General features: G+C 69.5%; 11 protein-coding genes. 8 read left to right on the forward strand and 3 right to left on the reverse strand.

From position 1 onward, the window contains the following. The 7 genes from QA609_RS17770 to QA609_RS17800 all read left to right on the forward strand — a co-directional run bounded on the left by QA609_RS17770 (position 1) and on the right by QA609_RS17800 (position 7,518). A complete protein-coding gene (locus QA609_RS17770; protein ID WP_278303956.1) occupies positions 1–1,389 on the forward strand; it encodes a hypothetical protein in 1,389 nt (462 codons plus the stop codon). Next, positions 1,386–2,189: a cohesin domain-containing protein gene (locus QA609_RS17775; protein ID WP_278303957.1), complete on the forward strand. Its 804-nt coding sequence runs from the start codon at positions 1,386–1,388 to the stop codon at positions 2,187–2,189. Before QA609_RS17770 ends, QA609_RS17775 begins: the two co-directional genes overlap by 4 nt. A gap of 104 nt (positions 2,190–2,293) precedes the next feature. Next, positions 2,294–3,235 (forward strand): 1,4-dihydroxy-2-naphthoate polyprenyltransferase, encoded by a 942-nt coding sequence (locus QA609_RS17780; RefSeq protein WP_278303958.1) that lies wholly within the window; start codon positions 2,294–2,296, stop codon positions 3,233–3,235. Continuing rightward, positions 3,232–4,287, forward strand: coding sequence for an o-succinylbenzoate synthase (locus QA609_RS17785; protein WP_278303959.1), 1,056 nt, complete (start codon positions 3,232–3,234; stop codon positions 4,285–4,287). Before QA609_RS17780 ends, QA609_RS17785 begins: the two co-directional genes overlap by 4 nt. After that, the gene (locus QA609_RS17790; RefSeq protein WP_278303960.1) at positions 4,275–5,855 is read left to right on the forward strand and encodes an AMP-binding protein; all 1,581 of its coding nucleotides are present in this window, start codon (positions 4,275–4,277) and stop codon (positions 5,853–5,855) included. The genes QA609_RS17785 and QA609_RS17790 overlap by 13 nt, the downstream gene beginning before the upstream one ends. Before the next feature lie 478 nt (positions 5,856–6,333). Beyond that, entirely contained in the window at positions 6,334–7,098 is a 765-nt protein-coding gene (locus tag QA609_RS17795; RefSeq protein ID WP_278303961.1) for an NRDE family protein, read from the forward strand. A 69-nt stretch (positions 7,099–7,167) separates the two neighbouring features. Continuing rightward, positions 7,168–7,518, forward strand: a complete 351-nt coding sequence (locus QA609_RS17800; protein ID WP_278303962.1) for a MarR family transcriptional regulator — start codon at positions 7,168–7,170, stop codon at positions 7,516–7,518. 18 nt (positions 7,519–7,536) lie between these two features. Here the strand turns inward: QA609_RS17800 and QA609_RS17805 are convergent, their stop codons facing one another. From QA609_RS17805 to gatC, 3 genes are all read right to left on the reverse strand, one after another. Continuing rightward, positions 7,537–7,950, reverse strand: a complete 414-nt coding sequence (locus tag QA609_RS17805) for a hypothetical protein (protein WP_278303963.1) — start codon at positions 7,948–7,950, stop codon at positions 7,537–7,539. A 78-nt stretch (positions 7,951–8,028) separates the two neighbouring features. After that, entirely contained in the window at positions 8,029–9,300 is a 1,272-nt protein-coding gene (gatA, locus tag QA609_RS17810) for an Asp-tRNA(Asn)/Glu-tRNA(Gln) amidotransferase subunit GatA (protein WP_278303964.1), read from the reverse strand. After that, a complete protein-coding gene (gene gatC, locus QA609_RS17815) occupies positions 9,297–9,575 on the reverse strand; it encodes an Asp-tRNA(Asn)/Glu-tRNA(Gln) amidotransferase subunit GatC (protein WP_278303965.1) in 279 nt (92 codons plus the stop codon). The genes gatA and gatC overlap by 4 nt, the downstream gene beginning before the upstream one ends. A gap of 191 nt (positions 9,576–9,766) precedes the next feature. Here gatC and QA609_RS17820 point away from each other — a divergent pair. After that, positions 9,767–10,009, forward strand: a 243-nt coding sequence (locus tag QA609_RS17820; protein ID WP_278303966.1) for a TFIIB-type zinc ribbon-containing protein, incomplete at its 3' end; no start/stop codon positions are given.

Below are 10,009 nucleotides of genomic sequence, written 5' to 3' on the forward strand. Positions count from 1 at the left end.
ATGAATCAGGAACGACACGACACGCGACGAACGATCGACCGCCGGACGCTCGTCCGGCGAACGGGCGCGCTCGCTGGAGCGGTCGCGCTCGCGGGGTGTACCGGAACCGACGGCGAAAACCGCGACGCGGACGACTCGAGCGACGGGAACGAAACCGACGACGACGTCGATGCCGTCCCCGAGATCGTCGAGGTCGAGGATCCGCCCGAGGCCGTCTACGTCCCGACCCACCGCGAGCAGATGCGCATGCTCGAACCGATCGAGGACGGCGACGTCGCGATCGCGCCGATGCTGTCGTACCCGCATCCGTTCTGGATCGTCGCCGGCGGCGACGAGGACTCGGTCGAGCGCGTCGAGCCGGAGGAGGGCCACGGCGTCCACATGATGTTCACCGTCTGGGACCGGGAGACGGGAACCGTCCTCCCGGTCGACGACGGGGCGGAGCTCCGGGTGTTCCAGGACGGCGAACGGATCGGCTCGCCGCTGTCGCCCTGGACGATGCTCTCCCAGGAGATGGGCTTTCACTTCGGCGACAACGTCTCCCTGCCCGGCGACGGCGGCTACACTGTCGAGGTCGAACTGCCGGCGCTCTCGACCCGGAAGACGGGCGCGCTCGAGGACCGACTGACCGAGGCTACGAGTGCTAGCTTCGAGTTCGAGTACGACGAGGCGTTCCGCGAGGAGGTCGTCGGCGGCGTCGAGTACTTGGACGAGGAGCTGTGGGGCGAGCGGGGCGCGCTCGAGCCGATGGACCACGGGGATCACAACCACGAACACGGCGACGCGGACGATCACGGCCACGAACACGGCGACGATCACAGTCACGGCGACCACGCCGACGAGCACGACCACGACGACCACGAGAACGCAGACGAGCACAGCCACGACGACCACGAACACGCAGACGAGCACGATCACGCCCACCACGAGGTTCCCTACTCCCAGCTCCCGTCGGTCGAGGAGTACCCCGGAACGCTGCTCCGCGAGGACGGTGCCGACGGGACCGAACCGGAAGACGACGCCGACCTCCCCCGCAGCGGGGACGCGGCGGTCGTCGCGACGCTGCTCGAGTCAGAGTCGCGGCTCGCGGGCGACGAGCGGTACCTGCTGGTCTCCCCGCGAACGCCGTACAACCGGGTGCCGCTGGCGGACGCGACGCTGACCGCGACGGTCGAGCGCGAGGACGGATCCGCCACCGACGCCGTCCTCGAGCAGACTCTCGACGGCGAGTACGGGCTCCACTACGGGGCCGACGTCGCGGCCGAACCCGGCGACGACGTGACGGTATCGTTCGAGTCGCCCCCGCAGGTCGCCCGCCACCAGGGGTACGAGACGGCCTTTCTCGAGATGGAGTCCCTCGAGCTGACGGTTCCGGAGGAGGCGGAATGAACGCCGATCGAACCCGGCAGGTGATCGCGCTCGCGCTGGCCGCGCTCCTCGCCGTCGGCGTCCTCGTCCCGGCGACCGCCCTGGCCGGCGACAACGCGACCAGCTTCTACTTCGACGACGACGAGATCGCGGCCGAGCCGGGCGAAACGGTCGAACTGGAGCTGATCGCCAGCGACCACGGCGACCTCCACGGGAACGGGATCGACGAACTCGAGACGACTCTCGCCTACGAGAGCGACGTCTTCGAGGTCGTCGACGTCGAACACGGCCCGATGCTCGCCGCTGGCGACTCCGACGCCGAGGTCGAGGGCTCGAGCGCCGTCGACCAGGAGGCGGGGACGGTGACGATCGAGCAGGAGCGAACGCCATCCGGCGACGGCGCGACGGCCACCGACGTCGCGGCGACGATCGGCCTCGCGGTCGCCGAGGACGCGGAAGCGACGAGCGAGACGATCGAGGTCGCCGACGCGTCGACGACGCTGGTCACGGACTACCCCCAGGCGTCGTTCGAGTACGACGCGACGATCCACGTCGACGGCGGCGACGGAGACGCGGCGGATGACGGGGCCGACGACGCCGAGGCCGACGGCGTGACTCTCGCCGAGGACGCGAACGGTGACGACGACGCGGGAGCCGACGAGGATAGTGGGGCTGACTCGAGCGATGCCGATGGGGCCGACGAGAACGGGACGGGCGACGACGCTGCCGACGCCGACTCCGCGCCCGGCTTCGCCGTTCCGGTCGCCGTCGTCGGACTCACGCTCGCGCTCGCCCTCCTCGTCGCTCGACGGCGGAGCTGAGATCCGGGACCGCCTCGGGAGCGACGACGGTTCGACCGCGAGCTGAACGTCCGGTCGGCGACAATGCCAACGTTGACACTTCCTCGAGTCGGAGTAGTCGGACAATGAGTACGGCGGAGCTCGACATCTCGCGGACGAAGGCGTGGGTGATGGCCGCACGCCCGCAGACGTTGCCTGCGGCGGCGGCGCCCGTCATCGTCGGAGTCGGGATCGCGATCCACGAGGGCGTGTTCGCCCCGCTACCGGCGCTGATGGCCTTCGTCGGCGCGGCGCTGATCCAGATCGGCACCAACTTCGCGAACGACTACTACGACGCGATCAAGGGGGCCGACACGGAGGACCGGGAGGGGTTCACCCGGGTCACCCAGTCGGGGCTGATCCCGGCCGAGCGGGTCAAACTGGCGACGATCGTCACCTTCGGGCTGGCGATCCTCTCGGGGACCTACCTCGTCTACGTCGGTGGCGTGCCGATCCTCGTGATCGGCCTCGTCAGCGTTCTCTGTGGCTGGGCCTACACGGGCGGTCCCTACCCGCTTGGCTACCACGGTCTCGGAGACCTGTTCGTCTTCGTCTTCTTCGGACTGGTCGCGGTGGTCGGCACGTTCTACGTTCAGGCCGCCGCCCACGTCGAGCCGTTCATCACGACGCTGCCCGAGGGGACGGTCACCCGCGAGGCGATCCTCGCCAGCCTCCCGATCGCGGGACTCTCGACGGCCATCATCGTCGTCAACAACGTTCGAGACAGGGAGACCGACGCCGAGACCGGGAAGCGAACCCTCGCCGTTCGGCTGGGGTACCGGTGGAGTCGCGTCGAGTATGTCGGTCTGCTCGGATTGGCGTATCTCACCCCGCTGTGGTTCTGGCTCGGCGAGGGGTTCGGCCTCGCAGTTCTGTTGCCGCTGGTCACCCTCCCCTACGCTGCGATGGTCGCTCATACGATGTTGACCCGCACCGACGGCGAGGCGCTCAACCCCGCCCTCGAGCAGACCGGGAAGCTGCTCGCGCTGTACGCGGTCCTGTTCGCCGGAGGGTTGATGTTCGGATGAGCACCGACGCCGGGTACGACCTCGAGTACCGCTCGTTCTCGCTGTCGCTGGCCGAGCCCCTCGAGACGGCGGGTGGAACGATCGACTCCCGCGACGGGTTCCTTATCCGCGTGACCCGGGAGGACGGCGCCGTCGGCTACGGCGAGGCGACCCCGCTGTCGGGGTGGACCGAGTCGCTCGCGGACTGTGAGGACGCCCTCGAGCGCGCGCAGACGGCGCTCGATTCCGACGAAGACGACGTCCTCGAGGCGGTCGACGAGGCCGTCGCCGCCCGGTACGGGGTCTCGCTGGCGCTGGCCGATCTCGAGGCCTCGAGCGAGTCGACCCCGCTGTACCGGTACTACAGCCCGGACGCGCTGGTCGCCCGAGTGCCGGTGAACGCGACCGTCGGCGACGGGTCGACCGAGGAGACCGTCGCAGCCGCGCGGAACGCCGTCGAGCGCGGCTTCGGCTGCTGCAAGCTCAAGGTCGGTCGCCGGAGCGTCGAGGCCGACGTCGAGCGGATGCGACGGGTCCGAGAGGCCGTCGGCCCGGAGATCGAACTTCGCGCCGACGCGAACGGCGCCTGGGACTACGAGGAGGCGCTCGAGGCGGTCGAGGCCTTCGACGACCTCGAGGTCTCGCTCGTCGAACAGCCCCTGCCCGCGGGCGCTCTCGAGGGTCACGCCGACCTCCGGGGGCGGGGCGTCGGCATCGCTCTCGACGAGGGACTGCTCGAGCACGGCGTCGACGCGATCTGCGAGGCTCAGGCCGCCGACGCCGTCGTCCTCAAGCCGATGGCGCTGGGCGGACTCGACATTGCCCAGCAGGTCGCGACGTGGGTCGCCCAGCTCGGCATGACGCCGCTGGTGACGACGACGATCGACGGCGTCGTCGCCCGTGCCGGCGCCGTCCACCTCGCGGCGTCGCTGCCCGATCCGCCGGCCTGCGGGCTGGCGACCGGCGACCTGCTCGCCGAGGACCTCGGCCGAGATCCCGTCCTGTTCGAGAACGGCGCGGCGGTCGTCCCCCAGGCCAAGGGGCTGGGCGTCGAGGGGGTGTGGACGGAGTGACGCCCCTCGAGTGGCCCACTCGCGACCTCGCGAGCCACCGCGTCGCGTCGACGCCCGGACGGACGGCCGTGATCGACGCCGACGCCGGCGAGTCGTGGACGTTTCGCGAACTCGACCGACGGGTCGATGCGGCCGCGCGCGAACTCCGGGAGCTCCTCGAGAACCCCCACGAGGAGCGTCTCGGGCTCCTGCTGGATACCCGGCCCGCGTTCGCGACGCTGTTTTTCGCCGCGATGCGACTCGGAACGACCGTCGTCCCGCTGAACGTCCGGGAGACGACCGCCGAACTCGCCGGAAAGGCCGAACGAATCGGGATCGACGCCGTCGTCTGCGAGGACGATACCGAGTCGGCCGCCCTCGAGCTGGCCGACGCCCTCGAGGGCGCTCCGACTCCGGTTCGTTCGGTCGACGAACCGATGTCGGGTCGGGTGCGGACGCTCGCGGTCGGCGAGAAACCGACCCCTGACGAGTCCCGACTCGCCCTCGAGCCCGCCACGCTCGAGCCCGACGACACCCAGCTGATCCTCTTTACCTCCGGCACCTCCGGCGAGCCGAAAGGGGTTCGGCTGACTGTCGGCAACCTCGTCGCCAGCGCGACCGCGTCGGCGTTTCGCCTCGGCGTCGACCGCGAGGACCGGTGGCTGTGCTGTCTCCCGATGTACCACATGGGCGGGCTCGCGCCCGTCGTCCGCTCGGCGCTGTACGGCACTCCCGTCGTGATCCAGCGGGAGTTCGACCCCCGGGAAACGGCTCGAACCCTCGAGGTCTTCGAGGCCACCGGGATCTCGCTGGTGCCGACGATGTGCAAGCGGCTGCTCGAGGTCGGCTGGGAGCCCGCCGACTCGCTGCGGTTCGTTCTGCTCGGCGGTGCGCCCGCCTCGAGCGAACTGCTCGAGCGCTGTCGCGACGCCGGCGTTCCGGTCCACCCGACCTACGGGATGACCGAGACCGCCTCCCAGATCGCCACCGCGACGCCCGCCGAGACCGCGGTCCACGAGGGAACCGCGGGCCAACCCCTGTTGTTCACCGACGTGACCGTCGTCGACGAGTCGGGCGAGCCGGTTCCGACGGGTGAGATCGGGGAGTTCGTCGTCTCCGGGCCGACGGTGACGTCGGGCTACCTCGAGGCCGAGCGCACCGAGGCGGCGTTCGGCGACCGCGGGCTCCACACCGGTGACGTCGGCTACGCCGACGCCGACGGCCGGCTGTGGGTGCTCAACCGCTGGAGCGATCGGATCGTCACCGGCGGAGAGAACGTCGATCCGGGCGCGGTCGCCGACGTCCTCCGGAGCCACCCCGGGGTCGCCGACGCAGCGGTCGTCGGCCTCGAGGACCCCGAGTGGGGCGAGCGCGTCGCCGCGCTGCTCGCCGCCGAGGAAGGGTCCGTCGACCTCGAGTCGGTTCTCGCTCACTGTGACGACCGTCTCGCAGGGTTCAAACGGCCGAAGACGATCGCCGTGGCCGACTCGCTACCGCGAACCCACTCGGGAACCGTCGACCGCGAGGCCGTCGGAACGCGACTGCTCGAGTCGGGGATCGACGTCTCCAACTGGTCGCGCTCGACGTGAGCGGGTTCCTGGAGGATGTTCTCCGTCGGAACCGCTCGTAACGCTCGCGGTGAATGCGCGTGATTTGGTAGATACGGCGGCGTACGCTGGAGGACGGCGAGCGGATAGCGAGCCGTCGTTCGATATCGTGCGAGGGATGAGCGAGCGAAGCGAGCGTAGCGCGGAACCGCAGGTTCCGCGAACCATGCGAACGGGCAGTGCGCGGCGCGTAGCGCCGCGACTGTCGGGACGGCGGAGCCGTCCCGCAGCGCCCGTGAGCAGAAATCGGGTGGGGAGGACGTGGAGACTCCCTGTGTCCGGAGGCGGCAGAGCGCTTCGGTTAGCCGATACACCCAACGGCCTGGAGCGGTCGGGCCGTACTCGGTACACAACGGCTCGATCGACCCGAGTTCACGGTAACTCGAGGTCCGAACGCTCGTCCCCCGGGATACAGTCTGCCGAACGCGAAGTTAAGACCCTCCCGTTCTTACCCCCGTCCGTGTGTACGCTCACGCTCGCCTGGCAGGTCTTCGACGACGCGCCGGTCGCGGTCGCCGCTAACCGCGACGAATCGCTCGAGCGCGAGTCCGTTCCGCCAGACGTCTACCGGGAGGATCCCCGAATCATCGCACCCCGCGACGCCGAGGCCGGCGGCACCTGGATCGGCTCCAACGAGTACGGCCTGTTCGTCGGCGTTACGAACCGCTGGGGAACACCCGACCTCGCCGGCGAGCGCTCCCGCGGGTTGCTCGTCGCCGACGCGCTCGAGGCCCGCTCGGTCCGCGAGGCGGCCGCGATCGTCGAGAGCGAAGTCGAGACCCGGGAGTACGACGGCTTCTACCTCGTGCTCGCCGACGAGCGCGACGCCGTCTGCCTGCAGTGGAACGGCGCCCTCGAGCGAACCGACTTCGAGCCGGGGGTCCACGTCGTCGTCAACGCCGCGGTCGACGACGACGTTCGCCTCCCGACCGACCGAACCGAGGTCGCCCGCGAGCAGGCTCGAAACGCCCGCAGGGTGCGCCGGGAGCTGACCGCCGATCCCGAGGAGCGCGTCGACGACTGGCTCGAGCGAGCGGGCGGCGTCCTCGGCGATCACGACTACGGCGTCTGCGTCCACGGCGACGGCTACGGCACCCGCTCGTCGTCGCTGATCGCGCTCGGCGAGAACTCACGGTACCTGTTCGCGCCGGGACCACCCTGCGAGACGGCCTACGAGCCCGTCGCCGTCGCAGCCTCCAGCGGTGACCGCGAAGGGCACATTTAAGCGGCTCGCTCCACCTGATACAGGTATGCACGCACTTGCGCCCGTAGCGGCGAGCACGGGGTGGTCGCAGTGAGCGTCTCCGAAACCGAGGCCGAGCTCTCCGCGGACGAACGAGCCGGACTCGAGCTCGTCCGCGACAGCGGCGGTATCCACCAGAGCGACTTCTGGAAGGAGCTCGACGTCTCCTCGCGAAAGGGGAGCCGGATCGTCGAGTCGCTCGTCGAGAAGGGGCTGGTCGACCGGGAGGATACGATCTACAACGGGCACAACACCTACTACATCACGCCGATCGCCCGCGACCTCGATTTCACCCTGTTGATGGCCGGCGACATGCTCTCGCCGTTTATCGGCGAGGACGAGGTCGATCCCAACAGCGACGCCTTCTCGCAGTGGATCATGAACCTCGCCTACGAGGAGTGACGACCCTCGAGCGATCAGCTACCTGTTCCGTTCGAACCGTTCGATAAGCACGAACGGCTCCGTTTCGGAGCCCGTCGCCGACGGCTCCCCGACGATCGACTCGAGCAGCCGCCGGTGAACGTCCCGGGCCGCCCGCCGTTCCGCGACCTCGAGACCGTGGCGCTCCCGAATCCCGGTCCAGAACCCCGGCTCGAGCCACAGCACCGTCTCGTCGTTCGACCGGTAGAGAACGTCTCGCTCCGGGAGCGCCCCGTCGATCGCGAACTGCCGGCCGCCGAGCTGGACCCGGGCGAGCACGGCGACGAGCTGGGGGCGCGAGACGGGGGCCTCGAGGGCGACGTCGTCGATAGTCTCGCCGAAGTACGCCGCGACGAGATCGCAGGCTCGAGCGAACTCGTCGAACCGAACCGTCTCGTCTGCCGTGAGCTTCATTGGAATCAACCGGCGACGCGCCGATATGTCACCGGTTGTCAGCGGATTAACAAAAGGCTGCGGGCCGATCCCGATCGCTCACTCGAGGGCGCTTGCGGTCCGGATCAGCCGCTCCTCGCCGAAGGCGGGCCCGACCAGTTGTAGGCCGACGGGGAGGCCGTCGGTCTCGCCCGCGGGGACCGAGATCGCCGGCAGATCGGCGAGGTTGACGGGGACGGTGTTGGCGTCGGCGAGGTACATCTGGAGGGGATCCTCGAGGCTCTCGCCGCGCTCGAACGGCGGCACCGGCATCGTCGGCGAGGCGAGCACGTCGGCCTCCTCGAGGGCCTCGTCGAAGTCCTGTTTCACCCAGGCGCGGGCGTCCTGGGCCTTCTTGTAGTACTTGTCGTGGTAGCCAGCCGAGAGGGCGTACGTGCCCAGCAGGATCCGTCGCTTGACCTCGTCGCCGAACCCCTCCTTGCGGGCCTGCGAGAACGTCTCGTTCCAGTTCCCCTCGCTCTCGACGTCGTGGCCGTACCGCACCCCGTCGAACCGTGCGAGGTTCGAGGACGCCTCCGACATTGCGATCACGTAGTAGGCCTCGACGGCGTGTTCGGCCGACGGCAGCGAGACCTCGCGGTACTCCGCGCCCTGCGACTCGAGGTCGGCGACGGCGTCCCAGAACGTCTCGACGACGCCCTCGTCGGCACCCTCGAGCAGCTCGGTGGGGACGCCGATCGTGAGTCCGTCGACGTCGCCCGTCGCGGCGTCGGCGTAGCTCTCGCCCTCGAGTTGCGGCTCGCGTGTCGTCGCGTCGCGGTCGTCGCTGCCGGCGACGACGTCGAGCAGCGCGGCGGCGTCCTCGACGGAGTTCGCGAACGGGCCGATCTGCTCGAGACTGTTGCCGTAGGCGACGAGCCCGTAGCGCGAGACCAGTCCGTAGGTGGGCTTGATGCCGACGACGCCACAGAAGGCGGCGGGACAGCGGATCGACCCTCCGGTATCGGAGCCGAGCGCGAGGTCGGCTTCGCCGGCGGCGACGGCGGCGGCGGAGCCGCCGGAGGAACCGCCCGGGACGCGACCCGGCGCGGCCGGGTTCTCGGTCGCGCCGAAGTACGACGTTTCGGTCGTCGACCCCATCCCGAACTCGTCCATGTTCGCCTTGCCGACGATCGTTGCGCCGGCCTCCTTGAGCCGCGAGACCGCGGTTGCGTCGTACGGCGGGACGTACTCCTCGAGCATCCGTGAGCCACAGGTCGTCCGGACGCCTTCGGTGGAGATGTTGTCCTTGACGGCGACGGTCTGCCCGGACAGGGGGCCGTCGTCGGCGCCCTCGATTCGCTCCTCGGTGATGAAGACGTTCTCGCTCATGAGACGTTCGGCCCCTTGAAGTAGCCGTCCTCGGTCTCGGACGCGTTTCGAAGCGCCTCCTCCCTATCGAGGGAGTCCCGTTCCTCGTCGGGTCGCATCACGTTTGTGAGATCGGCGTCGCGGTCGACCTCGGGTACCTCGTCGAGGCTGTCGAAGTACTCGAGGACGTCCGCGAACTGTCGGGTGAACTGGTCGACCTCCTCGTCGGTCAGGTCGACGCGAGCCAGCTCCGCGACGTGGCGGACCTCCTCGGCACTGACGGCGTCGTCGCTCATACCAGACCCCACCGGCCTCCGGAGAGTAAGGGTTTCGATACCGCGGAAACGGCGACCGTCGCCACCCGCCGATCGTAATGACGTATTACCGTTCGAGCGCGCCGAAGACGATCGGAGTACTTAACTCCGTCGAATCCTTGGAACGGGAACGGAACGGTCTCCGGCCGGCACACCGGCCGGATTCTCCCACGATGACAGACTCACGAATCCAAACCCGGAGCGACGAGCGACGCTCGAGCGAGCGTGAGGAGTCGACCGAACAGGACGAGCGCGAGCGGTGTCCCGAGTGCGGCGGCAGACTGCGCTCCGACACCGAGCACGCCGAGACGGTGTGTCAGGACTGCGGACTCGTCGTCGACGAGGGTGAGATCGACCGCGGTCCCGAGTGGCGCGCCTTCGACGCAAGCGAGAAAGACGAGAAGAGCCGCGTCGGT

Source organism: Natronococcus sp. A-GB7 (assembly GCF_029688865.1).
In the GTDB taxonomy this organism is placed as follows: Archaea; Halobacteriota; Halobacteria; order Halobacteriales; family Natrialbaceae; genus Natronococcus.

What these genes read in the sequence shown, in the direction of transcription:
- QA609_RS17805 (WP_278303963.1), bottom strand. Translation starts at nt 7,950, where the DNA reads ATGAAGCTCACGGCAGACGAGACGGTTCGGTTCGACGAGTTCGCTCGA.
- gatC (WP_278303965.1), bottom strand. Translation starts at nt 9,575, where the DNA reads ATGAGCGACGACGCCGTCAGTGCCGAGGAGGTCCGCCACGTCGCGGAG.
- gatA (WP_278303964.1), bottom strand. Translation starts at nt 9,300, where the DNA reads ATGAGCGAGAACGTCTTCATCACCGAGGAGCGAATCGAGGGCGCCGAC.
- QA609_RS17775 (WP_278303957.1), top strand. Translation starts at nt 1,386, where the DNA reads ATGAACGCCGATCGAACCCGGCAGGTGATCGCGCTCGCGCTGGCCGCG.
- QA609_RS17770 (WP_278303956.1), top strand. Translation starts at nt 1, where the DNA reads ATGAATCAGGAACGACACGACACGCGACGAACGATCGACCGCCGGACG.
- QA609_RS17785 (WP_278303959.1), top strand. Translation starts at nt 3,232, where the DNA reads ATGAGCACCGACGCCGGGTACGACCTCGAGTACCGCTCGTTCTCGCTG.
- QA609_RS17780 (WP_278303958.1), top strand. Translation starts at nt 2,294, where the DNA reads ATGAGTACGGCGGAGCTCGACATCTCGCGGACGAAGGCGTGGGTGATG.